This window comes from Spirillospora sp. CA-108201 (genome assembly GCF_050936235.1).
GTDB lineage: Bacteria > Actinomycetota > Actinomycetes > Streptosporangiales > Streptosporangiaceae > Spirillospora.
Genome location: NZ_JBNJNE010000001.1, coordinates 6,999,720 through 7,023,278, shown reverse-complemented (window position 1 = coordinate 7,023,278; position 23,559 = coordinate 6,999,720). Strand labels below are relative to the sequence as shown.

Sequence of the window (23,559 nt, the reverse complement as noted above, 5' to 3'; positions counted from 1 at the left end):
GAAGCTCTCGTCTCACCTACGCAGGCCGCCCGAGCTGAGTCGGGTCCTTCGGTCACCTCGCGGGAGGTGACGACCGGCGGTCTTCGGCATCGGACAGCATACGTGCCCTGACCGAGGAGGCCAAATCAGCGAGGCCGCATCGGCTCGTCCGGTCAGGTCGCCTCAGGGCTCGTCAGCGGACGGAGCGAGGGACCGCGCCCCGGCGGGGCGCGGTCCCTCGGTCGCGCTCAGGGCGGGTCAGGCGCCGGGCATGCCGCCGTTGCCGAGGCGGCTCATGATCTGGCCGAAGTCGGTGACCTCGCTCGCCGGCGGCTCGGTGACCTGCACCGGCTTGCCGTAGTCGCGGTACTTCATCGTCATGACCATGTCGCCCGCGGTGGACTGCGTCGACTTCATCGTCATCTGGCGCGGCAGCTGCCGGCCGTCCACCCACAGGTCGAAGTGCATGGCCTGGAGGCCGGTCGTGCCGAGGCTCTTGCGGTAGGCCTCCCGCGTCTCCGGGGAGAGCTTCGCGACCGCGTCCTCCATCTTGTACGTGCCGGTGTAGTGGGTCGTCTGGACGCCGTCGACCGTCTCCTTGCCGACCTCGCGCGCGTCCTTGGACGCCGTCAGCATCTTGGTGTTCTGCACCGGGTCCAGCTGCCGGGACTGCTGGAGCAGCTCGTCGATGTTCATCCCGGTCTTGGCGCCCAGCTCGTCCAGCGAGATCTTGATCCACGGCTTGGTCCCGCCGCCGAGCTGGGACAGCATCGGCATCTTCATGTACATGTTCCGGCCGACGAGCCGCTGCTCCATGCCGCCCGTCTGCTTGCCCGCGACCGTCATCTGCCCGAAGTTCATGCTGTAGGCCAGGTCGGGCTTCGTGCGGTACTGCATCGTGCCGTTCATCGACATGTCGCCCGTCGACGAGCCGGTCGACTTCATCGTCATGTCGGCCTGGAACGAGTCGATCTGGCCGGTCTTCTCGGCGGCCTTGCCGAGGACCTGCGCGGCCGACAGCCGCAGGCCCTTGCCTGCGTCGTCCACCGTCTTCCCGGCGTCCCCGAGGCAGCCGGTCAGCGAGAGGGCGAGGCCGGTGGCCAGCGCCGTGCCTGCCGCGAAACGACGGATCATCAGGGGGTCTCCTTGGTCTTCTTGGCGCCCGGGCGATGGGGCAGAACGGTACATCAGACGCAAATGACCCCGCTGCGGTTCATCGTTCTCAGTTGCCGCCGAGCAGCCCCTGGACGGACAGCTGCCCCACCTGGTCGGACGGAGGGGTGTTCACCTTGAACGACTTGCCGTAGTCGCTGTACAGGACGGTCACCGAGCCGTTCTCGCCCTTCGAGCCGGTCGCCTTGGAGACGAGCTTGCGCGGCAGGTTGTCGCCGTCCGTCCACAGGTCGAAGTTGATCTTGCCGTTGGCGCGGTCCTTCGGCAGCCACTGCTGGACCTTCGTGCGGGCCTGCGCGTCCAGCCGGTTCAGCGCCTCCTCGACGGTGACCGTCCCGGCGTAGTGCGTCGTCTTCACGCCGTCGACCGTCTCGGTGCCGACCCTGCGGGCGTCCTTGGAACCGGTGAACATCTTCGTCTGCTCGGCCGGGTCCACCTTCTGCACCTGGTCGACCAGGCCCCGGACGTCGAAGCCCGTCCGCTGCGACATCTGGTTCACGTCGATCTTCACCCACGACTTGCCGCCGCTGATGAACTGCGCGAACTGGGGGACCTTCGCGTACAGCACGTTGCCGGTGAAGACGGCCTGGCCCTTGGCGCCCGGCATGCTCTGCCCGTTCCGGCTGAAGTCGTCCAGCTTCGCGCTGAACTCCAGCGTCGGACGCAGCCGGAACTGCCCGTTGGCGTGGACCTTTCCGTTCTCGTCGCCGGTGCCCGTCACCGTCAGGTCGGCCTTGAACGTGTCGGCCTTACCAGTCTTCTCGGACGCCTTCAGCAGCGCCTGGTTCGCGCTGAGCTTCATGTTGCCGGTGTTCTCCGACCCGTCCCCGTTGCATCCGGACAGGAGGAGCGTGGCACCCATTGCGGTGCCGCCGGCCGCCACCACGAATCGTCGGTTCATGAGGGTTGAGCCTCCCTTGTCGCCCTGCTGGTGTTCCCAGTCTCTTCGGGCGCTAACGGCGGGGCATCCCCCGGTGGTACGAATGGGTCCCCCCACGGTACGACCAACGGCGTAGCCTCCCCCCGGCCCGACGTCAGGGTGAGCCGCCGGCGCGGACCCGCGTCAGCGGTAGGAACCGAAGGTCATCGACCCGGCGAACCCGGCGCCCGGCGCCTGCGCGCCGAGACTGATCGTGGTGGGACGGGCGTCGCTGTCGGCCACCAGATCGAGCCCGCATCCGGTGCTGTCCGGTATCCACCTGCGGAACTCCGTCGCCGCGTCCTGCGGCAGCAGCGCGTACACGCCGCCCATGAGCGCCTGCGCGGTGAAGCGCGTCAGCCCGGCGGCGTCCGGCTCGCCCGCCGTCATGCCGGGCAGCGTCCCGATCATGAAGGTGAACTGCCGGGGGTCGGACTCGTTCTGCAGTCTGCCGAGCTGCGCCGGGGTCAGCGTGGACCGCGTCCACTTCTGCCCGTCGTACCCCTTGAGCGTGCTCCCCTGGACGATCACCTTCTGGGTGACCTTGGACAGCTCGCCGCCCTTCATCGTCTGCGTGACGCCCGTGGCGCTCATCGCGAACTTCGGCCACAGTGTGAACGAGGCCGTCTCGGTGGCGTGCTGGTAGTCGCCGTCCGACCCGACCGTCACCTTCATGTCCGTCTTGCGGGTGAAGGAGTGCAGGCTGGGGCCGGGCTGGGGCGGCGCCGTCGGCAGGCCGTGCGCGGCGCCCCCGTTCCCGGGAGCGCGCGTGCCGGGACGCGCGCTCGCGCCCGGGCCGGCCCCCGGCGCGCCGGGCGTCCCCGGGGTGACCGTGGCGGACGCGGCGCCGTTGGGGTTGGCGGGGTCACGCTGGGCCATCGCGGCGGACGGCGGCAGCGCCCCCGCGTCCTTCGGGGAGTCGCCCCCGATCTTCACCACCATCAGGATCGCCGTGGGCACGACGGCCACCGCGGTCACGGCGGAGATGGCGATGGCCCGGTCGGTGCGACGCTTCACGCGGCAATTCAACACCAGGTTCCTCGGCGGTAACAAAACATTCGCATACCAAATTGTCCGGTTCTGGACTCCAAGCCGTGTATCCACCCCTTCAAGGCTCTTAGAGGCGTTCAGCCGACTCCAACGACCGGCCCCCACGGGGCGCCCGGCAGGCTCGAAGCGCGCGGCGCGCCCCGGGCCGATCAGCCGATTCGGGCCGATCAGCCGACTCAGCGCGCTCGGCAGGCTCGGGGCGATCGGCCGACCCAGGGCTGACCGCCGACCCCGGGCGGCGGGCCGTCCGGGTCGGCGGTCAGCTCAGCGTGATCGGCTGGGGCGGAGCGAATCGGCCGGATCCGGGCTGATGGGCTACTCCGGGCGGTCCGTGAGTCGGGTGCGGAGGGCGGCTTTGCGGATCTTGCCGGTTCCGGTGCGTGGGAGGGCCTCGACGAACTCGACGCGCCGGGGCGTCTTGAAACCGGCCAGGCGGGCTCGGCAGGCTGCGATCAGCTCGTCCTTCCGGGGCGGGACGCCGTCCGGCACGATCACCGCGCACACCGACTGGCCCCACCGCGGATCGGGCAGCCCCACCACCGCGACCTCGCCCACGCCCGGGACCGCGCGCAGCACGTCCTCGACCTCGCGCGACGAGACGTTCTCCCCGCCCGTGATGATCACGTCCTTGAGCCGGTCGGCGAGGTAGAGGTAGCCGTCCTCGTCGACGCGGCCCGCGTCGCCGGTGCGGAACCAGCCGCCCGTGAACGCCTCGGCGGTCGCCTCGGGGTCGTCCCAGTACCCGTCCGCCACCTGCGCGCCCCGGACGACCACCTCGCCCTGCGCACCGGGCGGCAGCGGCGCCCCGTCCTCGCCGATCACGGCGATCTCCGCGCCGTCGCCCGGACGGCCCGCCGACACCGCCAGCCCCGGCCTCCCCTCGACCGCGGCACGGTGGTCCGCCGGGGACAGGAAACTCGCGTTGCCGGACAGCTCGGTCATGCCGTAGCCCTGGTTCAGGTCGCATCCGAGCACCGCGTCCGCTCGGCGCAGCAGCGGCACCGGCATCGGCGCCGAACCGTAGGCGATCACTCGGACGGTGGACCGCAGCGCCTCCAGCGCCGGCGGGTCCCCGTCGAGGTGCGCGAGCAGATCCTCCAGCATCGTCGGGGCGAGCGACAGGTTCGTGACGCCGTGCCGGCGCGCCGCGTCCACCAGGACGGCCGGGGAGAACCGGCGCAGCACGACGGCGTGGCGCCGGAACAGGTGATGCAGGACGACCTGGTAACCCGCCACATGGCACAGGGGGAACGGCGTGCAGAAGACGTCGCCCGGCAGCACGGGACGTCCCGACGCCGTGACCGCCATGCCCGCGAGCAGGCTCCTGTGGGTGAGCCGCACGCCCTTCGGCCGGCCGGTCGTGCCGCTGGTGAACATCAGCCAGGCGACCTCGGCCGGATCGCGGTCGCCCTCCCGCGAGACGGCCGGGCCGTCCCAGGGGAGGTCGGCGACGTCGACGAGCGGCGGATGGTCGGCGGGGAGGCCGCCCTCGCGGGCCAGCCTCTCCAGCGGCTCCGGCTCACCGATGACGATCTCGGCGCCGCAGCGGACGATCTGGTCGGCCCATTCGCGCGGATGCAGCCTCTGGTTGAGCGGCACCAGGATCCTGCCGTCGCGCGGTACCCCGTAGTAGGCCGCGACGTACTCCAACCGGTTGTGCGCGAGGAGCGCCACCCGCGCCCCGGGCGAGCACCGCGCGGAGAGGCAGGCGCTCAGCGCGTCCGTCCGGACGCGTAGCTCCCGGAACGTCCACGTCGTGCCGTCGACCGACAGGGCCGGAGCCTCGGGAGCGTCGTCCGCGGCCGCGTCGAGCACGTCGTACAGCCGGTGGACGTCTTGACGCTGCGTCCCGCCCATCACATCCCCTTCGCCGAGGCCCCGGGCGCCGAATCTAGCGCCGAACCGGCGGGCGGGCCTGACCGCGTCCCGCTGACCGCGACCGGGGGCCGCCCCCTCAGAAAGGGCGGCCTGCCGGAAAGGGCGGCCCGGCGGAGTGGGCAGCCCAGCGGTAAAGGCGGCCCCGTGGCAAGGACGACCTCGTGAGGGGGATGACCTAGTGGAGAGCGCCTCCTCGCGGAGAGCGCGACCTCGCAGAGAGGACGGCCGCGTGGGGAGCGCGGCTTCGTGGACGGCGGGCCGCTTCGTGGGGAGGGCGGCTCTGGGGGCAGCGGGCTGGGCGGAAAAGCGGGCAGGGCGCCCCCGGGGTTACCGGGGGCGCCCTGCTCTGCGGCGTTCGATGCCGGGGTCGGTCAGGCCTCTTCGAGCTCGGCCGTCAGGTTGCGGACCGCGTTCGGGTCCACCGGGATGCTCGGGCCCATCGACGTGGTCAGCACCGCCTTCTTGACGTACCGGCCCTTCGCCGCGGACGGCTTGAGGCGCTGGATCTCGTCGACCGCGGCGGCGTAGTTCTCCACCAGCTGGCGCTCGTCGAAGGACGCCTTGCCGATGATGAAGTGCAGGTTCGCGTGCCGGTCGACCCGGAACTCGATCTTGCCGCCCTTGATGTCGGTGACGGCCTTGGACACGTCCATGGTGACCGTGCCGGTCTTCGGGTTCGGCATCAGGCCGCGCGGACCGAGCACCCGGCCGAGCCGGCCGACCTTGCCCATCTGGTCCGGCGTCGCGACCACGGCGTCGAAGTCCAGGAAGCCGCCCTGGATCCGCTCGATCAGGTCGTCCGAGCCGACCAGGTCGGCGCCCGCCGCCTCGGCCTCCTGCGCCTTGGTGCCGACGGCGAAGACGAGCACGCGGGCGGTCTTGCCGGTGCCGTGCGGCAGGTTGACCGTGCCGCGGACCATCTGGTCGGCCTTGCGGGGGTCGACGCCCAGCCGCATGGCGACCTCGACGGTCGCGTCGAACTTGACGACCGCGGTCTCCTTCGCCAGCTTCACGGCCTCGACGGGGCTGTACAGCCGCTCCCGGTCGATCTTCTCCGCCGCTGCGCGGTAGCCCTTGCTGCGCTTCATGTGCGTTCCTCCAGTCGGAACTCGTGGTGGGGGCCAGCGCCTGGCCCTCCCACTGGGACGGCTTACTTGACCTCGATGCCCATCGACCGCGCGGTGCCGGCGACGATCTTCTCGGCGGCGTCCAGGTCCTTGGCGTTGAGGTCGGGCATCTTGGTCGTGGCGATCTCACGGACCTGGTCGCGGGTGACCGAGCCGACCTTGGTCTTGTGCGGCTCGCCGCTGCCCTTCTCCACGCCCGCGGCCTTCAGGATGAGCTGCGCGGCCGGCGGCGTCTTGGTGACGAAGCTGAACGACCGGTCCTCGTAGATGGTGATCTCTACGGGGATGACGTTGCCGCGCTGGGACTCCGTGGCAGCGTTGTACTGCTTGCAGAAGTCCATGATGTTGACGCCGTGCGGACCGAGCGCGGTACCGACGGGCGGCGCCGGCGTGGCCTGGCCGGCCTGCAACTGGACCTTGACCAAAGCGGCGATTTTCTTCTTCTTGGGAGGCATGCCTCTCCCTCGTGTTCCGTTTCACGGTGGTCCCGACTCCCGGACATCGGGCAACACGGCGGGCGGAACTAGACCGCCGCGTTGGGACCTTGGCAGACCCCGCATCCCCGCGTGCGCGGGGAGCAAAGCTGCACCTTCACGAGCGCAGCGATCTTGGGGTCATCCCCGCGCGAGCGGGGCCGCCGGGCGCCCGCCTCCGAGGATCGGAGGCCGGAAACCCGAACCCGCCCCCGCCTGGGCGGGGACGGCCCGTCCAGGATACGGCCTGGCCGCGGCGGCCCGGACGCGTCCCGGAATCGGTCAGATCTTGGAGACCTGGTTGAAGGAGAGCTCGACCGGCGTCTCGCGGCCGAAGATGGAGACCAGGACCTTGAGCTTCTGCTGCTCGGCGTTGATCTCGTTGACGGTCGCGGGGAGGGTGGCGAACGGGCCGTCCATGACGGTGACCGACTCGCCGACCTCGTAGTCGACGGTGGCGGGGGCCTTGGCCTGCTCCTTGGCGGCCTTGGCGACGCCCTCCTCCGGCTCGGGGGCCAGCAGGTTGGCGACCTCGTCCAGGCTGAGCGGGGACGGCTTGTTCAGCAGGCCGACGAACCCGGTGACGCCGGGGGTGTTGCGGACCGCGGCCCACGACTCGTCGGTGAGCTCCATGCGGACGAGGATGTAGCCCGGCAGGACCTTCTCGTTGACCTTCTGGCGCTTGCCGCCCTTGATCTCGGTCACCTCGTGCTGCGGGACCTCGATCTGGAAGATGTAGTCCTCCATGTTGAGGGTCTGCGTACGGGTCTCGATGTTGGTCTTGACCCGGTTCTCGTAGCCCGCGTAGGAGTGCACGACGTACCAGTCGCCCGGCTGGAGGCGCAGCTGCATCTTGAAGTCGGCGTACGGGTCGGCCGGCGGCTCGGCCGCGGCCTCCTCCTCGTCGCCGGCCTCTTCCCCGGCGGCCTCGCCCTCGACGGACTCGGCGAGCTCGGCGGCGCCCTCGGCCGCGTCCGGCGCGGGGCCCTCGCCTTCGAGCTTCGTGTCCGCGGGCTCGGCGTCGCCGGCGGAGACGACCTCCTCGGCCGTCTCGTCGGCGGGCTCGGCCGCCTGGTCGGCCGCAGCAGCCGCAGCGGACTGGGCCTCTTCAACGGCCTCGTCGTAGGGCTGTGAGGGCTCGGACACGGTCAACTCTTCTCTCGGTCTGCGGTGATGGACTTGCGAAGGTACGGCGGGGCCCGGCGTCCGGCCCTGGCCGGGCGGCGTCAGCCGAAGAGCTCGTAGATGCCCTTCTGCAGCCCGTAGTCGACGCCGGAGACGATCGCGACCATGACCAGCACGAACACGAGCGAGACGGTCGTGTAGGTGATCAGCTCCCGCCGCGTCGGCCAGATGACCTTGCGCAGCTCGGCGATGATCTGGCGCACGAACAGCGCGGGCGAGGTCCTCTTGGAAGGGGCCTTCTTCTTGCCCTTGCCCTCGTCCTTGGCCTCGGGCTCGTCGCGAGTCTCAGTCGCCATTTGCCGCCGTTCACCTCATAGGTCGTGATTCAACCACCCTGTGGTTGCCGCGCGGTCCCGTGCCGCGGAGTGCCACGGCGACGCCATGGCGCGGCCGGCACGGGTGCGCGCACCGCACCTCGCAGGGCAGGAGGGACTCGAACCCCCAACCGCCGGTTTTGGAGACCGGAGCTCTACCAATTGAGCCACTGCCCTTCATTCTCCGGCTAAGGAGAAACCCGACCACAGGATCGGGCGGTGCCGAGTCCCAGCTTACGGCCTGATGATGCCCGCGTGCGGACAGGATCGTATACCGGCGACACGTCACTTGGTGGAGGAGTCTACGTGCCGGAGGGGCCCGCGTCGAACCGGATACCGGCGGACCCCCGGGACGCCCCGGCGGCGACCCGTCCGACCGGCCCGGATATATGGCTGCGGGTCCCGGGGCCCCGTCTGTAACGATAGGGGCATGAGCATCGACCGTCCTCGCATCTCCAAGCGCATCGCCGCGATATCCGAGTCCGCCACGCTGGCCGTCGACGCCAAGGCCAAGGCGCTGAAGGCGGCGGGCCGCCCGGTCATCGGCTTCGGCGCGGGCGAGCCCGACTTCCCGACGCCCGACTACATCGTCGAGGCCGCGGTGACCGCGTGCCGGGTACCGCGCTTCCACAAGTACACGCCCGCGGGCGGGCTGCCCGAGCTGCGCGCCGCGATCGCCGAGAAGACCGAGCGCGACTCCGGCCACCGGGTCGAGGCGTCGCAGGTGCTGGTGACCAACGGCGGCAAGCAGGCGGTGTACGAGGCGTTCGCGGCGCTGCTCGACCCGGGCGACGAAGTGATCGTCCCGACGCCGTACTGGACGACCTACCCCGAGTCGATCAAGCTGGCGGGCGGGGTGCCCGTGGAGGTCGTCGCCGACGAGACCACCGGCTACAAGGTGAGCGTCGAGCAGCTGGAGGCGGCCCGCACCGACCGGACGAAGGTGCTGCTGTTCGTGTCGCCGTCCAACCCGACGGGGGCGGTCTACGGCCGCGACGAGATCGAGGCGATCGGGCGCTGGGCCGACGGGCACGGGCTCTGGGTCGTCACCGACGAGATCTACGAGCACCTCGTGTACGGGTCCGCCGAGTTCCACTCGATGCCGGTGGTGGTGCCGGAGCTGGCCGACCGGACGCTCGTCCTGAACGGCGTGGCCAAGACCTACGCGATGACCGGCTGGCGGGTCGGCTGGCTGATCGGCCCGGCGGACGTGGTGAAGGCCGCGCAGAACCTGCAGTCGCACGCGACGTCCAACGTGGCGAACGTGTCCCAGGCCGCCGCGCTCGCCGCGGTGACCGGCGACCTGTCGGCGGTCGCGGAGATGCGCGTGGCGTTCGACCGGCGCCGGCAGACGATGGTGCGGATGCTGAACGAGATCCCGGGCGTGGTGTGCCCCGAGCCGGAGGGCGCGTTCTACGCCTACCCGTCGGTCAAGGCGCTGCTCGGCAAGCAGCTGCGCGGCAGGCGCCCTCAGACGTCGGTGGAGCTGGCCTCGCTGATCCTGGAGGAGGTCGAGGTCGCGCTGGTGCCGGGCGAGGCGTTCGGCACGCCCGGCTACTTCCGCCTCTCCTACGCGCTGGGCGACGACGACCTCACCGAGGGCGTCTCGCGCGTCGCGAAGCTGCTGTCCGAGGCGAGCTGACCTCCGCCGGCGCGCCGCCCGCACGGGGCGGCGCGCCGGAAGCGGCGTGACGAACACGAAACCGGCCCCGGGCGCACAACTCCCGGGGCCGGTTTCGTATGGGACGGGTTCCGCCGGTTCCCGTCCCGGGAAGTCCGGCGGGACGTCCCGCGCGCGGCCCCTCTCCGCCGTGGGACGTCCCGCCGGAACGGGGTTCAGGGGCGCACGCCCTCCGCGATGCGCATGAGCCGCTCCTTGGCCGCGCCGGAGGCGGTCACGGTGACGCCGACGCCGTGGCGCGCGAGCCAGGAGATCTGCCGCGCGGCGTCGGCGCGGTCGCCGGTCAGCGCGGGCATCCCGTGGACGGAGGTGCGGCCGGGGATGCCGGGCACGTGCATCAGGTCCTGCGGGCCGGTCAGCCCGCCGCCCTTCACCAGGGCGATCTCCACCCAGCCGCCGGTGCCGCGCCACGTGCACGTCGTCGTCCTGCGGTCGGCGCCGCCGTCGTCGGAGACCGCGCACGGGCCGGCGGCGGCCAGGCCGTCCGGCAGGTACGTGATCCACTTCGGCAGCGCGTTCACGATGCCGCCCGCGCCCGGCGCGGCCGGGGTCTGCCCCGGGGCGGACGAGCCGCGCGGCTCCGGCTCCTGCGAGGCTCCCGCCTCGGACCTCCCCTTCGGAGACGGGGACTCGGGGAGGCCCGAGGCGGGAGGTCCCTCCGGCACCCGGAGGGCCGAGACGGTGTTGCTGGGACGGGTCGTCTCGGTGTCTCCGACCGGTGTCGCCCGGAGCGACTGATAGGTGGGTACGAGGGCCAGGGCCGCGACCGAGGCCGCCGCGACGCCGGCGGCCGCGTGGAGGCGGGCCTTGCGACGGCGGTGGCGCCGCTTGACGTCGGTGACGAGCGACTGTGACGCGGTCGCCCCGGCCACCTGCTCGGCCATGGCCTTCCGCAGTTCACTCTCCAGGTCCATCGCTCATCTCCCCAATGGGGCCAGGTTCGTGTCGAGGCGTTCCCGGAGCCTGGCGAGCCCCCGGGACGCCTGGCTCTTCACCGTTCCGACCGAACAGCCGAGAGCCTGGGCCGTCTCCGCTTCCGAAAGGTCCTCCCAGAAGCGCAGGACCAGCACCGCGCGCTGGCGCGGGCCGAGCTTGCGCAGCTCATCCATGAGGGTTCCTCTCAGCTCGACGGAATGGTTCGGCGAGTCGGCCGGCGTCTCCGGGAGCCTCGCCATGTGGATCTCCCGGAGCACCTTCCAGCGGCGGGCCCGGCTGATCACCAGGTTGACCAGGATCCGGCGGACGTAGGGCTCGGGGTCGCTGTCCGTCTCCAACCGCCCCCAGTGGCGGTAGGCCTTCTCCAGCGCGGTCTGCAGGATGTCCTCGGCGTCCTGCCGGGCCCCGCACATCAGTGCCGCGGTGCGCAGCAGGGCATCGCCGCGTGCCGCCACGAACTCCACGAACGACTCGTCGTCTCGACGCCCCACAGTGCTCCGTCCCGGCTAGAGCGGTTCCGGCAGTTTTGTGTTGTCGGGAGCGGGCGGCCTCCGCGCCAAGGCCGCCCGCCCACGTCTTTGTTGTGTTGCTGGTGTTACTGGTGTCGCCCTGGTCCGTTACCGGGTGTCAGCCGGCGTGGCGCAGGGCGGCGGCCACGTCCTTCGTCCCACCGGCCAGGGCGGGGCTGCCGTTGACGAACAGCGTGTAGCCGTTCGGGTCGAACAGCAGCACGCCGCCGCCGTTCGGGCTCTGCCACGCGGCCAGGCCGGCGATGGTCAGCGGGGTGCCGCCCTGGGGCAGGGCGAGCGCCTGGCGCAGCTGCTCCTGCGTCATGCCGGCGCGCGTCTTGATCGTCTCGACGGTGAGCCACTGGCCGGACTTGCCGGTCCACTTCTGCGTGACGGCGCAGATCTGCGCCTTGCGCAGGTCGGCGGAGCCGGGGACGGACGACACGTAGCGCAGGCCCTTGGCGGTCATGACGGTCTTCTCGACCGTGCTGCCGACCTTCACGGCGGGCTTCAGCGAGCTGCAGTCGAGCTTGGGCAGCGCGGGCACGGCGGGCTTGGCGGGCTGGCCGGGCACCTGCGCGTTCGGCTTGGCCGCCGGGGCGCCGCCGGGCAGGTCGCCGGTGGACGGCACGCAGGTGGGCACGTTCGCCGGGACGCCGGGCTTGGCGGGCACACCGGGCTTGGCGGGCACACCGGGCTTGGCGGGCACGGCGGGCACGGCGGGCAGGTTCTTGCCGTCCGGGACCTTCGCGCCGGGGAGCTCGGTGTTCGGGATGCCGGCCTCCGGCTGGCCGGGGACGCCGGCCTTCGGCAGCTGGCCCTCCGGCAGGTTCTTGGTGACCGGGTTCTGCTTGAGGTGCTGCTCGACCTGCTTCTTCGCCCCGTCGGCGGGGACCTTCGGCAGCGCGGGCTTGGCGGGGACCTTCGCCGGGAGGCACGTCGGGAGGCCCTTGGGGGCGGCGTCCTGCAGCTTGCGCTCCACGGCCGGGGCCTTGGCGCCGTTCGACTGGAGGCCGGCCTCGTGGTGGGAGCCGGTCATGGCCCACGTCGCGCCGCCGCCCACGGCCACGGTCCCGACGGCGGACGCTGCGATCAAGGCGGCCTTCAGCGTGATCATCGTGAATCCCTTCTAACGCGGGGTGTTGCTCGGGGGGTGTTGCTCAGGGGTGCCTGTCTCTCTCTGGCGCCCCTCGTATACGCACGGTGCCGGTGGGGGGTTGCACGGGATTCCAAAGTTTTTTCGGGGATGCCCATGGCGCATGATGGCCGCCGCGTGTCATGCGAGGTAGTCCGGTGTGGTGATACTGCCGGGGCGGGCGTTCGAGCGGGACGATGATCCGGCAACATTGGGTCATGGAGGCCCGTACCGTTTCAGCCCGTCCGGCCGAGGACCGTCCCATGCCGGACCCCCGGGAGCCCGCGCCCGCGCGCGGTCCCGCCCGTCCGGACGTGGCCCTGCTGCCCAAGGCACACCTGCACCTTCACTTCACCGGGTCGATGCGGCACTCCACGCTCGTGGAGCTCGCCGGCCTGCACGGCGTCCAGCTGCCGGACGCCCTCGTCGAGGACTGGCCGCCCCGGCTGCGCGCGACCGACGAGCGCGGCTGGTTCCGGTTCCAGCGCCTGTACGACATCGCGCGCTCGGTCCTGCAGACGCCGGACGATCTGCGCCGGCTGCTGCGCGAGACGGCCGAGGACGAGGCCGCGGAGGGATCGGGCTGGCTGGAGATCCAGGTCGACCCGAGCGGGTACGCGGGGCGCTTCGGCGGCCTGACCCCGACCGTGGAGCTGGTCCTGGACGCCGCGCGCGAGGCGTCGGGCGCGGCCGGCGTCGGCATCGGCGTGGTGATCGCCGCGAACCGGACCCGGCACCCGCTGGACGCCAAGACCCTCGCGCGCCTCGCCGTGCGCTACGCCGGCGAGGGCGTCGTCGGGTTCGGCCTGTCCAACGACGAGCGGCGGGGCCGCGCCTACGACTTCGAGGGCGCGTTCCGGATCGCCAAACGCGGCGGACTGCTGTCGGACCCGCACGGCGGGGAGCTGCTCGGCCCCGCGAGCGTCCGCGAGTGCCTGGAGACGCTGGAGGCCGACCGGATCGGGCACGGGGTCCGCGCCGTCGAGGACCCGCGGCTGCTGGAGCGCATCGTGGACCGCGGCGTGACGCTGGAGGTCTGCCCGGCGTCGAACGTGAGCCTCGGCGTGGCGGCGACGGCGTCGGACGTCCCGCTGCGGCGGCTGTTCGAGGCGGGCGCGTCGATCGCGCTCGGCGCCGACGACCCGCTGCTGTTCGGCTCGCGGCTGGCGCGCCAGTACGAGCTGGCCCGCACCGACCACGCGTTCACCGACGCCGAGCTGGCGGAGCTGGCCCGGCAGTCGATCCGGGCCTCCGCGGCCCCGGACGACGTCCGGCGCCGCCTGCTGGCAGGCGTCGACGCCTGGCTCGGCGACCACCCGCACTGACGCTCCCGCACCCGGCCCCGGGGACCAGACGGCCGGGTGCCGTGGCTGCCGGACAGGCGGGTGGGGGCCTGGGGGCGTTGGTCAGGGGGCCGGGCGCCACAGTCCTTGGCGGTTGAGGTGGAGGACCAGCAGTTCTCCCGCCCGGACGATGTGGGCGCGCATCTCCTCGCCCGCCGCGCGGGCGTCGCCGTCCCGGAGCGCCGCCAGGATCCGGTCGTGGTCGCGGACGGCGACGTCCGGCCAGTCGGCGAGCCGGCCGTACAGGCCGCGCGGCACGTACCGGGCGGCCGTGCCGAGCGACCAGGCGAGCTTCGGCGAGTCGGCGGCCAGGTTGATCTCCCGGTGGAAGAGGTGGTTGCGCTCCTGCATGAGGTCGGGGCGGCGCGCGGCCTTGTCGCGTGCCAGCGCGTGCTGGAGGCCGTCCAGCCGCTCCAGGACGGCGGGGCCGATCCTCGCCGCGGCGCGCACGGTCAGCTCGGCGGCGATGCCCGCCTGCACCCAGAACAGGTCCTGGACGTCGCGCTCCGACAGCGGCGCGACGACGAACCCGCGCCGCGGCTCCAGGACGACGAAGCCCTCGCTGCGCAGCGACTTCAGCGCCTCCCTGACGGGTGTGACGCTGATGCCGAACTCCAGGGCCAGCCGTTCCAGCCGCAGGTGGTCGCCGGGCCGGACGCGGCCGTCCATGATCAGTTCGCGGATGCGGGCGGCGGCCTCGTCGCTCAGCTGGAGCCGCGTGCCGAGCGACCGCCGCGGCGCGGGAAGGGAGGCGGGTAGGGCCACGGTGGTAACTCCCGTCCGGGCCCTGCCGCGGTGGAGCCTCGCGGGTTCAGGGGCCCTGGAAGGAGTGTTCCCGCCGGGTCACGCGGTGATGCCCTCGATCAGCAGCAGGACGCCGAAGACGGCGAACCCGGCCGCGGCGCCGTACCTGATGACCCGCTCGGGCAGCTTGCGGCCGAGCATCTGGCCGACGACGATGGCGAGCGCGTCGGCGGCGACCATCCCGACCGTCGAGCCGAGCCACACGCCGGCCAGCCCGGCGAGGCCGCCGTGGTCGGCGGCGAGGGTGACGGTCGCGAGCATCGTCTTGTCGCCCAGCTCGGCGAGGAAGAACGCCCCGCCGACGGCGAGGATCGCCGACCCGGTGGCGAGGCGCGCCTTGTCGCGCTCGTCGTCGTCCAGCTCGTCGCCGCGCAGCGTCCACAGCGCGAAGCCGAGGAACGCGACGCCAGCGATGATCGAGATCGGGCCGGTGGGGAGCGCTGCGCCGAGGGCCGCGCCGAGGGCGACGCTGGCCAGGTGGACGATCGCGGTCGCGGCCGTGATGCCGATCAGCACCGGGAGGGCGCGGAAGCGGGTGGCGAACGTCATGGCCATGAGCTGGCTCTTGTCGCCCAGCTCGGCCACGAAGATCACGGCCAGGCTGATGAGGAAGGCGGTCACCTGATCCCTTTCGCTCGTGCTGCCGGGCGAAGGGCGGGGGCTCGCGCGCACGACCTCGGCCCGGCATGACTGCCGGGCCGAAGGTCTCGTCCGCCGCGATGGTCAACCGGGCCCGCGTGACCGGGCGCCGTCGGCGGCGCCAGTATGTCGACCACGCGATTGGGACTACTCCCCCTCGACGCCGCCCACCCTACCAAGGAGCCCCTGGCGGGCTCGCGTCAGAGGGTCGCGCCGATCATGACGGGCTCGTTGACGAGCTCGACGCCGAACGCGTCCCGGACGCCGTCGCGTACCTCGCGGGCCAGCGCGAGCAGGTCGGCGGCGGTGGCGCCGCCCGGGTTGGTGAGGGCGAGGGTGTGCTTGGTGGAGATGCGGGCCGGCCCGCGCGCGTGGCCCTTGGTGAACCCGGCGCGGTCGATGAGCCAGGCGGCGGACGTCTTCACCCGGCCGCCGGCCTCCGGGTAGCGCGGGAACGCCGCGTCCGGCCCGAGCCGCTCGGCGACGCGGCGTTCGAGTTCGGCGAGCTGCTCCGGGCCGAGGATCGGGTTGGTGAAGAAGGATCCGGCGCTGCGGGTGTCGGGGTCGGTCGCGTCCAGGACCATGCCCTTGCCGCGCCGCAGTTCGAGGACGGCGTCACGGGCCTCCTTCAGAGCGACGCGGTCACCCGGCCGGACGTCCAGCCTGCGCGCGAGTTCGGCGTAGGCGATCGGCTGCGACTCCTCGCCCTCGTCCAGGGCGTACGTCACGTCCAGGACGACATACCGGTCGTTGCCCTTGAAGGCGCTGTGCCGGTAGGTGAACCGGCAGGCGCCGCGGTCGAGGGTGACGCAGGCGCGGGCCCGGCGGTCGTAGGCACGGACCTCCACGATCGTCTCGCTGACGTCCTGCCCGTAGGCGCCGACGTTCTGGATCGGCGTGGCGCCGACGCGGCCGGGGATGCCGGACAGGCACTCGACGCCGGCGAGCCCGTCGGCGACGCACCGGGCGACGAAGGGGTCCCAGTCCTCGCCCGCCTGGACGCGCAGGAGCACCCTGCCGCCCTCGGCGGCGACGCGCTCGGTGCCGCGCGTCCCGGCGTGCACGACGGTGCCGGGGAACCCGTCGTCGGACACCACGAGGTTGCTGCCGCCGCCGAGCACGAGGACCGGCTCGCCCTCGTCGTCGGCCTTGCGGACGGCGGCGACGAGCTCCGCCTCGGTCGTCGCCTCGACGAAGCGCCGCGCGGGGCCGCCCAGCCGCAGCGTGGTGTATCCGGCCAGGTTCACGTCTTCGGCGAACACCGCCACGTCGTCTCCCCCTCCTGCCCTGCCCCGCGCCGCCGGGCCGGCCCGCCCCGTCCTCGTCCGGTGACGTGCGCACCGGCCGGGGCGTTCCCGGCCGGTGTGCGCCGCGCTCAGGCGAGCCTGACGACCGCCTTGGCGCGCGTGAGGACCTTCTGGTCGTTGGACCTGGCCGTGAGCGCCACGACGACCTTGTTGTCGTCGAGCTTCTCCTCCACCTTGCCGCTGATCTCCAGCGTCGCGCCGCCCTCGTCGGGGACCACGACCGGAGAGGAGAACCGTACCCCGTAGTCCACGACGGCGCCCGGGTCGCCGGCCCAGTCGGTGACGAACCGGCCGCCCTGCGCCATCGTGAACATGCCGTGGGCGATCACGTCCGGGAGGCCGACGGCCTTGGCGACGCCCTCGCGCCAGTGGATCGGGTTGAAGTCGCCGGACGCGCCCGCGTACATGACGAGGTCGGCGCGGTCGACGGCGTAGGTCTGCTTGGGGATCTCGGTGCCGACCTCGACGTCGGCGTAGTTCACCTTGGCGGTCATCAGGCACCCCGCTCCACGATCGTGTTGTAGGACGTGCAGACCGGCTCGCCCTCGACGGTGGCGATCTCGGTCTCCACCACCATCTTCTCGTTGTTGCCGATCGACCTGATCTCGGTGATCGTCGAGGTGCAGGTGATGACGTCCCCGGCGCGCAGGGGGCGCGTGTACGCGAAGCGCTGCTCGCCGTGCACGACCATCGCGTAGTTGAGGCCGAGGTCGGGGTCGGCGAGCCCGGGGTTGCCGAGGGAGACCACGATCGGGAAGGTGGGGGGCGCGATGACGTCGGGGTACCCGGCCGCCTTGGCCGCCTCGCGGTCGCGGTAGAGCGGGTTGCGGTCACCGATCGCGTCCGCGAACTCGCGGATCTTCACCCGGCTGACCTCGTAGGGCTCGCTGGGCGGGAAGCTCCGCCCGATGAAATCACGGTTGAGTGCCATGCAGTCCGTTCCCTCCAGTGGACCAGGGCCCCGCGGACCGGCCCGGCCGCGCCGCTACGTCGGCCGGGGTGTCCGGGCGCCCTCTGAGCGCGCTGGTTCCGTCTCTTCGGACGGACGGTAACAGAACGGCATTCACACCGTCCGCGCGGGTCTCACCGCCAGAACAGACCTACCGGGACCATCCGAGGCGTCGTTCGCATAAGTGAAACTCCCGGGCGGGCAGCGAGGCGCTGTCCGACCGGGAGTCCAGTGACGCTCAGGGATCCCGCCTGGAGAGCGGGACCCTTACTTCACGCCGTCTCCTAGGAGGCGGCGCGCTTGGGCATGAGGGCCATGACCTCGTCCTCCGTGTCGACGACCTTGATCAGGTCGGGGTCCCCGGGAGAGATCTTGCCGCTGGCCAGCAGCGTCTCCCGGCTCCACCCGTCCAGGTCGCCCCAGAACTCGCGGCCGACCAGCACGATCGGCCGCGGGGGGATCGACCCGGTCTGGACGAGGGTGAGCACCTCGTACGTCTCGTCGAGGCTGCCGTTGCCACCCGGCAGCACCACGAGCGCGCCCGTGTGCTTGGTAAGCAGCACCTTGCGAGTGAAGAAGTACTCGCAGAGGAACTTGACGGTGAGGTACGGGCTGAACTCCTGCTCGTGGGGGAGGACGATGCCCACCCCGACCGACACCCCGCCGATCTCGAAGGCCCCCTGGTTGGCGGCCGCCATGGCGCCGGGACCGCCGCCCGTGAACACCGGGAAGCCGGCCCCGGCCAGCGCGGCGCCGACCTTGACGCCGAGCTCGTACTCCTCCGTGTCGGGCTCGGTGCGGGCGCTGCCGCACACCCAGACCCCCGACTCGATGCCGTTGAGGAGCCGATCGCCGGTGGCGAGCTCCACCATCGACTTGAGGGCCAGGGTCGGGACGGGCTCGCCCAGTGCCAGCTCGACCAGCGACTGAAGGCCCTGGAGCGAGATGGGCCGGCCCAGTGCCAGCTCGTCCGCCACTTCCGCCACTGAGGCGGGCAGGTGAATGCTGCCTCGTTCCCCCGAACCGAAGGAACAAATCGGATCTGTCATCTTGGTTCTCCGTTGAACCTCCTTGCGCCGTCCTAGACGTCGCAAGGGCACCCGGATCTCGGGTCACGGTCTTGATCGTCCGGCGATGCGGGCCGTCCGCAACCCCCGTAGGGCCGAGTTACCGGCGGGCGGTGACCGGTGTGCGCACCGCTCTGATCGGCCCGCGCACCGCGCCGAAAGGGCCGCCCATCACACGCTCCCCGTCCGTTGCGATGAGCGGCCGATCCGGGACAGTCCAAAGTGCGGCATAGTGCCGCGCCAAAAAAACCGACAAACAAGAAGCAGAGGAAGTGAAGCAGCGATGAACGCTGCCCCGAAGAAGAAGAAGTGCGACGGTTACTCCGTCGCTGTCATCCCCGTCGATCCGCAACTGGGCGTCCTGGTCGGCAACATCTCCGGCGGCCGCGGCGTGTCCGGTGTGGGTGGGCACGTCAAGGACGACTTCCGCGACTACGAGGAAGCGGCCCGCGGAGAGGTTCCCGAAGAGACGGGGTACACCGTCAAGACACTGGTGAAGCTGTACGAAGAGCCGGTGTGGCGTCCCAACCCCTGCCTGCGCGGGAACGGTCCGTTCGGAATGGGCCACTACTGGCAGGTCTACTTCGCCGACGTGGAGGGGTGCCTCACCCCGGACAAGAACTCGTTCAGCGAGATGCGATGGGTCTCCAAGGCCGAACTGCAGAAGCTGGCCGAGCGCACCCTGCTCCGCGTCAGGGGCGACCTCACCGACGAAGAGTGGCTCAGCGAGCCCGGGATCACGTTCTCCTGGGTCCGGTGGTTCGTCGATGCCGGCCTCATCGAGGTGACCGAAGCGGAGCTGCTGGAGATCGAGGAGTTCATGCTCACGGACGAGTCCAATCGTCCGTGATCCCCGCCTGGGCGTCGACCGGGTGAAACCTGCCTGGGAAACGACCGGGTGAAACCTGCCTGAGGGTCGGTCGGCAGCCGAGCTGCCGACCGGTCCTCGGGACATGCCGCTTCGGACGGGCGGCACCGGAACGACGTTCAGCCCGTCCTCGCGGGTCCTGCTGCGAGAACGGGCTGATTCGTGTCAGGGCAAGCGTGCGAAGAAGTCCGCGTCAAGGACTCGCGCCGTGGACGGGTCTCCCGGGCCGGACTAGGCGTCCGGGGCCTTCGGGAACTCCCTGGTCGGACGGCGGGTCCTGGCCCTGCGGTCGAGCGCGGCGGGCAGTACTTCTCCGTCCGGGACCTCGGTCAGCGGGTCTCCCGGTGCGCACGGTGCGTGCGGCAGTTGGGGCAGTACTTCTTGATCTCCAGGCGGTCCGGGTCGTTGCGCCGGTTCTTCCGCGTGATGTAGTTGCGGTGCTTGCACTCCTGGCAGGCCAGCGTGATCTTCGGCCGGACGTCGGTGGCAGCCACGATGGAGTGCCTTTCTGAGCTAGGGACATGGACTTTCGGACCTCGGCCGTCCCCGGGGGACGGCCGGCGATTCGACCCAGCCTGCTCACCCCCGTCGGGGGGTGAGAGACCTGGGTAGTAGCGAGGGCCGGACTTGAACCGGCGACACAGCGATTATGAGCCGCTTGCTCTGCCTGACTGAGCTACCCCGCCGCGATGGTCGGTGTGGACCGGATTGCCAGGATACCGGATGCGCACCGAGCCCTGGGAACACGAGAACCCGGACGAAGATCGGGGAACCGGTTCCGCGGGCTCCGCGGGACCGTCTCCAGAATACCGGGTGCGCCGGTGAGCTGCGAAACGTCCTGCTGGAACCGGTGGGACGGTACCACAGGCCCAGGTATGGAGCGAATCAGGACGCTCGGCGCCGCGGGGACGGCGGCGGCCGTGACGGGCACGAAGCGTCCCTGGCGCGAGGCGTCCCGGGGTGTCCTGGTGAAAGGCGTCCCGGGACGACGAAGGCCGCCCTCCGGAATGCGGATGGCGGCCGATTTGCCGTGAGCCCCTTTACGGAATCGAACCGTAGACCTTCTCCTTACCATGGAGACGCTCTGCCGACTGAGCTAAAGGGGCCTGCGTCGTTCGCGCAGTGAAACCATACACGGCCCGGGCGCGTGGTGCGAACCGGAATCCCGAGCCGGTGTCCGCGCCGGTCAGCGCAGCAGGTTGCGGGCGATGACGAGCTGCTGGATCTGGCTCGTCCCCTCGTAGATGCGGAAGAGCCTCACGTCGCGGTAGAAGCGCTCGACGGCGACGCCGCGCATGTAGCCCATGCCTCCATAGACCTGGACGGCGCGGTCGGCGACCCGTCCGACCATCTCCGAGCAGTAGTACTTGGCGCAGGACGGGCCGAGCTTGGTGTCCTCGCCGGCGTCGTAGGCGCGGGCCGCCTCCAGGACCATCGAGCGTCCGGCGTACAGCTCGGTCTGCGAATCGGCGATGAGCCCCTGGATGAGCTGGTATTCGCCGATCGCCCTACCGCCCTGACTGCGTTCCTTCGCGTACGCGACGGTCTCGTCCAGGATCCTCTGGGCGAGACCCACGCAGACGGCGGCGATGCTGACCCGTCCGTGGGCGAGTGACGCCATCGCGGTTCGAAAGCCCGTCCCCTCCGTCCCGACCATCGCGTCAGCGGGGACGCGCACGCCGTCGAGGAAGACCTCGGCCGTGTGGGCGCCGCGCTGGCCCATCTTCTCGTCGGACGGGCCGACGCTCAGGCCGTCCGCCCCCTTCTCGACGAGGAAGGTGGAGATGCCGCGCGAGCCGGGGCCGCCCGTCCTGGCGAAGACCATGAAGACGTCCGCCTCGGGCGCGTTGGTGATGAAGCGCTTGGCGCCGTCGATGACGTAGTCGTCGCCGTCGCGGGACGCGGTCGTGGTCAGCGCGCTCGGATCGGACCCGGCCTCGGACTCGGTCAGCGCGAACGCCCCGATGACCTCGCCGGACGCGAGCCTCGGCAGCCAGGCGTCCTTCTGCGCCGCCGTCCCGGCGTTCACCAGGACCTGCCCGGCGATCCCGTTGCCGGTGCCGAACATGGAGCGGAACGCGGGGCTGGCGTAGCCGAGCTCGAAGACCAGCCGCACCTCCTCGCCGAGCGACAGGCCGAGCCCGCCGTACTCCTCGGGCAGCGCGTACCCGAACAGGCCCATGTCGCGGGACGTGCGCCGCAGCGGCTCCGGGATCGCGTCGGTCGCCTCGATCTCGTCCTCGCGCGGGACGACCTGGTCGCGGACGAAGCTGCGGACGGCCTTGATCACGTCGGCGAGATCCTGTGGCTCCATGGACATCATTCTAGAATCAGATTCCAGGACGGCGGGCGGATTCTCACCCGCTGTGCCCGATATGCCAGGGTGATCGATTATGTCGCTCCAGCATCTCGTCGATCAGATCGTCCGGGCCGCGGTGGTCGAGGACCGCTCCTTCGGCGACCTCCTTCCGCAGCTCATGCAGGTGTTCGAGACGGCCTCGCCCGCCGAGATGAACGCAGCGATGCCCCGCCTGGCCGAGGGCATCGCCGAGGCGCCCCCGAACCTCGGCGGCTGGCTCGCCGTCGTCTCCGGCGCCTGGGTCGAGAACGGCGCCGACCCCGCCCCCCTCGGCGCGCCCCTCGTGCACCGGGCCTCCGAGGTCACCGCCGCCGCGCTGGCGTTCGCGAACGCGTGGGACCAGGCCACCGGCGGCAAACCGCCGGACATGCAGGAGGAGCAGCCGTCCCAGCAGGTCTTCGACACCGTCGCGCCGCACCTCGGGGACGGCACCGTCACCGCGATGATGTCGTGGTTCGCGCTGCCGCAGTTCACGATGGCGGGCTGCACCGTCCTGCAGATGGGGCCCTCGGTGCGGGCGGGCCTCGCCGACCGCGACTTCCTCGCCTTCGCCGCCGGGCAGGCCGGCCAGTACCTCGGGCAGATGGGGCACTACCAGGCGCTGCTGCGCGTCCTGGACGGCGAGCGCCTCCTCGTCCTCGACCGCGCCGGCCGCAAGGGCTGGACGGTCACCATCGGCGGGATCGGCGACAACTTCCAGCTGCACGTCCTGCTCGCGGGCGCGCTCATCGGACGCCCTGGCGGGCTGACCGGCGACCGCCCCGCCCCCGAGATCATCGCGAGCTTCCTGAACGCCGACGCCCCGCCCGGGCCGCCGGTCGTCTCCAGCCCGTGGAACCTCGTCGACGCGCACGGCGAACCGATCTGGAACGAGGGCGTCCCGGCCGACATCCCGGTCGTGAACGGCACCCGCGTCATCGTGATCGACCCGCCGTCCTACGAGCGCACGTTCCCCGCCGGGCGGCGCTTCCCCCTCATGCCCGCCACCCTCCGCATGGAGGGCATGCACCTCCCGGAGGACCTCGACGCCTGGTGGCCGCACATCTCGGCCCCGACCCGCTGACGCACTGACGCCGAGCGGGCGCCGTCCAGGCCGCGCGGGTCAGTCGAAGCGCACGAAGACGGCGGTGGCGTCGTCGTACCGCTTTCCGCGGGCCGCGGTCGCCGCCGCCTCCGCGGCCCTGGTCCTCCTGACCAGCTCCCGCGGTCCCTCCTCCTCCAGGAGGCGGAGGAGATCGCCCCACCCCATCCGGCCGAACCGCTCCACGAGCCTGGACGCGCCGTCGCTCAGCACCGCCGCCCGCCGCAGCCCCTCGACCGGGACCTCACCGGTCAGCCCCTCGTGCGCCGCCTCCGGTTTGGTGCTCGCCACCCAGAACCCGCCGGGGCTGTTGCGCGACCGCCGCACGCCCTCAAGGGTGTAGCTCGGCAGATGGTCGACCCGGTCGTCCCGGAAGACCCTGATCTCACCGACGTCCATCACGATCGGGGAGTCGGCGAGGACGTACCACTCCACGGCCCCGCCGCGGCGGCGCAGCAGCGACACGGTCGCGGACGGGCTGTCCGGATTGCCCAGGTCGCACGTTCCGGTGTGCGCCTCCCCGGTCACCTTGATCGCCTCGGCGACCAGGTCGGGCAGCGGTTTGCCGTCCTCCAGCGCCAGCAGCGCCGCGATCCGTCCGCCGAGCCTGCGCACCAGCCACGCCGGGTCGTGCCGGCATCCGCTGTCGACCCCCTGCGGCGCCGTCGCGCCGTCCAGCAGCACCACCCATCCGGGCCCGGCCGCCACGAAGTCCTCGTTCTCCCGCCCCGGCGTCGCCACACTCACATAACTCACCTGCACAGATGCAGGTCTACCCGCTGA

General features: G+C 71.6%; 24 protein-coding genes and 3 tRNA genes. 4 read left to right on the top strand and 23 right to left on the bottom strand.

All coding sequences use genetic code 11. The features are described 5' to 3' along the window. Positions 1-237 precede the first annotated feature (237 nt). From ACQEU6_RS33770 to ACQEU6_RS33730, 9 genes are all read right to left on the bottom strand, one after another. Complete coding sequence (locus ACQEU6_RS33770) at positions 238-1,113, bottom strand: SCO4651 family lipoprotein (RefSeq protein WP_499337350.1); 876 nt, start codon at positions 1,111-1,113, stop codon at positions 238-240. Positions 1,114-1,201: 88 nt separating this feature from the next. Then, positions 1,202-2,053, bottom strand: coding sequence for an SCO4651 family lipoprotein (locus tag ACQEU6_RS33765; protein WP_499337348.1), 852 nt, complete (start codon positions 2,051-2,053; stop codon positions 1,202-1,204). 162 nt (positions 2,054-2,215) lie between these two features. After that, on the bottom strand, positions 2,216-3,088 hold the full coding sequence (locus ACQEU6_RS33760) for a hypothetical protein (protein ID WP_499337346.1): 873 nt from the start codon (positions 3,086-3,088) through the stop codon (positions 2,216-2,218). Positions 3,089-3,436: 348 nt separating this feature from the next. Then, on the bottom strand, positions 3,437-4,978 hold the full coding sequence (locus tag ACQEU6_RS33755) for a class I adenylate-forming enzyme family protein (protein ID WP_499337344.1): 1,542 nt from the start codon (positions 4,976-4,978) through the stop codon (positions 3,437-3,439). 392 nt (positions 4,979-5,370) lie between these two features. Continuing rightward, positions 5,371-6,087, bottom strand: a complete 717-nt coding sequence (rplA, locus tag ACQEU6_RS33750; protein ID WP_499337342.1) for a 50S ribosomal protein L1 — start codon at positions 6,085-6,087, stop codon at positions 5,371-5,373. 62 nt (positions 6,088-6,149) lie between these two features. Then, complete coding sequence (gene rplK / locus ACQEU6_RS33745) at positions 6,150-6,581, bottom strand: 50S ribosomal protein L11 (protein WP_179837720.1); 432 nt, start codon at positions 6,579-6,581, stop codon at positions 6,150-6,152. Between the two features lie 300 nt (positions 6,582-6,881). Continuing rightward, entirely contained in the window at positions 6,882-7,745 is an 864-nt protein-coding gene (gene nusG, locus ACQEU6_RS33740; protein WP_499337340.1) for a transcription termination/antitermination protein NusG, read from the bottom strand. Between the two features lie 80 nt (positions 7,746-7,825). Continuing rightward, on the bottom strand, positions 7,826-8,080 hold the full coding sequence (gene secE, locus ACQEU6_RS33735) for a preprotein translocase subunit SecE (protein WP_396086049.1): 255 nt from the start codon (positions 8,078-8,080) through the stop codon (positions 7,826-7,828). A gap of 122 nt (positions 8,081-8,202) precedes the next feature. Next, positions 8,203-8,275 (bottom strand) — tRNA-Trp (locus ACQEU6_RS33730). A gap of 253 nt (positions 8,276-8,528) precedes the next feature. On the opposite strand from ACQEU6_RS33730, the gene ACQEU6_RS33725 reads away from it, so the two are divergent. Continuing rightward, on the top strand, positions 8,529-9,740 hold the full coding sequence (locus ACQEU6_RS33725) for a pyridoxal phosphate-dependent aminotransferase (protein ID WP_499337337.1): 1,212 nt from the start codon (positions 8,529-8,531) through the stop codon (positions 9,738-9,740). Positions 9,741-9,934: 194 nt separating this feature from the next. Here ACQEU6_RS33725 and ACQEU6_RS33720 read toward each other — a convergent pair whose 3' ends face one another. The 3 genes from ACQEU6_RS33720 to ACQEU6_RS33710 all read right to left on the bottom strand — a co-directional run bounded on the left by ACQEU6_RS33720 (position 9,935) and on the right by ACQEU6_RS33710 (position 12,341). Continuing rightward, a complete protein-coding gene (locus ACQEU6_RS33720) occupies positions 9,935-10,693 on the bottom strand; it encodes a hypothetical protein (protein WP_499337336.1) in 759 nt (252 codons plus the stop codon). Positions 10,694-10,696: 3 nt separating this feature from the next. Continuing rightward, positions 10,697-11,206: a SigE family RNA polymerase sigma factor gene (locus ACQEU6_RS33715; protein WP_499337334.1), complete on the bottom strand. Its 510-nt coding sequence runs from the start codon at positions 11,204-11,206 to the stop codon at positions 10,697-10,699. 136 nt (positions 11,207-11,342) lie between these two features. Further along, positions 11,343-12,341 (bottom strand): hypothetical protein, encoded by a 999-nt coding sequence (locus tag ACQEU6_RS33710; RefSeq protein ID WP_499337332.1) that lies wholly within the window; start codon positions 12,339-12,341, stop codon positions 11,343-11,345. A gap of 281 nt (positions 12,342-12,622) precedes the next feature. Between ACQEU6_RS33710 and ACQEU6_RS33705 the strand changes: the two genes are divergently transcribed. Continuing rightward, the gene (locus tag ACQEU6_RS33705) at positions 12,623-13,684 is read left to right on the top strand and encodes an adenosine deaminase (protein WP_499337331.1); all 1,062 of its coding nucleotides are present in this window, start codon (positions 12,623-12,625) and stop codon (positions 13,682-13,684) included. An 81-nt stretch (positions 13,685-13,765) separates the two neighbouring features. Here the strand turns inward: ACQEU6_RS33705 and ACQEU6_RS33700 are convergent, their stop codons facing one another. From ACQEU6_RS33700 to ACQEU6_RS33675, 6 genes are all read right to left on the bottom strand, one after another. Next, complete coding sequence (locus ACQEU6_RS33700; protein ID WP_499337329.1) at positions 13,766-14,467, bottom strand: GntR family transcriptional regulator; 702 nt, start codon at positions 14,465-14,467, stop codon at positions 13,766-13,768. Positions 14,468-14,545: 78 nt separating this feature from the next. Continuing rightward, the gene (locus tag ACQEU6_RS33695; RefSeq protein ID WP_499337327.1) at positions 14,546-15,127 is read right to left on the bottom strand and encodes a TMEM165/GDT1 family protein; all 582 of its coding nucleotides are present in this window, start codon (positions 15,125-15,127) and stop codon (positions 14,546-14,548) included. 218 nt (positions 15,128-15,345) lie between these two features. Further along, positions 15,346-16,413, bottom strand: a complete 1,068-nt coding sequence (locus tag ACQEU6_RS33690) for a UDP-N-acetylmuramate dehydrogenase (RefSeq protein ID WP_499337325.1) — start codon at positions 16,411-16,413, stop codon at positions 15,346-15,348. 107 nt (positions 16,414-16,520) lie between these two features. Further along, positions 16,521-16,946 (bottom strand): MaoC/PaaZ C-terminal domain-containing protein, encoded by a 426-nt coding sequence (locus tag ACQEU6_RS33685; protein ID WP_499337324.1) that lies wholly within the window; start codon positions 16,944-16,946, stop codon positions 16,521-16,523. After that, positions 16,946-17,383 carry a MaoC family dehydratase N-terminal domain-containing protein gene (locus ACQEU6_RS33680; protein ID WP_499337323.1) on the bottom strand — a complete coding sequence of 146 codons (438 nt, stop codon included), beginning with the start codon at positions 17,381-17,383 and terminating at the stop codon, positions 16,946-16,948. Before ACQEU6_RS33680 ends, ACQEU6_RS33685 begins: the two co-directional genes overlap by 1 nt. A gap of 302 nt (positions 17,384-17,685) precedes the next feature. Beyond that, on the bottom strand, positions 17,686-18,378 hold the full coding sequence (locus ACQEU6_RS33675) for an LOG family protein (RefSeq protein WP_499337321.1): 693 nt from the start codon (positions 18,376-18,378) through the stop codon (positions 17,686-17,688). Between the two features lie 373 nt (positions 18,379-18,751). On the opposite strand from ACQEU6_RS33675, the gene ACQEU6_RS33670 reads away from it, so the two are divergent. Then, positions 18,752-19,318: an NUDIX hydrolase gene (locus ACQEU6_RS33670; RefSeq protein ID WP_499337320.1), complete on the top strand. Its 567-nt coding sequence runs from the start codon at positions 18,752-18,754 to the stop codon at positions 19,316-19,318. Positions 19,319-19,665: 347 nt separating this feature from the next. Here the strand turns inward: ACQEU6_RS33670 and rpmG are convergent, their stop codons facing one another. The 4 genes from rpmG to ACQEU6_RS33650 all read right to left on the bottom strand — a co-directional run bounded on the left by rpmG (position 19,666) and on the right by ACQEU6_RS33650 (position 21,650). Beyond that, complete coding sequence (rpmG, locus tag ACQEU6_RS33665; RefSeq protein ID WP_067812252.1) at positions 19,666-19,830, bottom strand: 50S ribosomal protein L33; 165 nt, start codon at positions 19,828-19,830, stop codon at positions 19,666-19,668. A 118-nt stretch (positions 19,831-19,948) separates the two neighbouring features. Then, positions 19,949-20,022 (bottom strand) — tRNA-Met (locus ACQEU6_RS33660). Between the two features lie 347 nt (positions 20,023-20,369). After that, positions 20,370-20,442, bottom strand: a tRNA-Thr gene (locus tag ACQEU6_RS33655). Between the two features lie 80 nt (positions 20,443-20,522). Beyond that, positions 20,523-21,650, bottom strand: coding sequence for an acyl-CoA dehydrogenase family protein (locus ACQEU6_RS33650; RefSeq protein ID WP_499337317.1), 1,128 nt, complete (start codon positions 21,648-21,650; stop codon positions 20,523-20,525). A gap of 79 nt (positions 21,651-21,729) precedes the next feature. On the opposite strand from ACQEU6_RS33650, the gene ACQEU6_RS33645 reads away from it, so the two are divergent. Beyond that, positions 21,730-22,758 (top strand): hypothetical protein, encoded by a 1,029-nt coding sequence (locus ACQEU6_RS33645; RefSeq protein ID WP_499337315.1) that lies wholly within the window; start codon positions 21,730-21,732, stop codon positions 22,756-22,758. A 39-nt stretch (positions 22,759-22,797) separates the two neighbouring features. On the opposite strand, the gene ACQEU6_RS33640 is transcribed toward ACQEU6_RS33645, so the two are convergent. After that, the gene (locus ACQEU6_RS33640) at positions 22,798-23,523 is read right to left on the bottom strand and encodes a protein phosphatase 2C domain-containing protein (protein ID WP_499337314.1); all 726 of its coding nucleotides are present in this window, start codon (positions 23,521-23,523) and stop codon (positions 22,798-22,800) included. Positions 23,524-23,559: the final 36 nt, after the last annotated feature.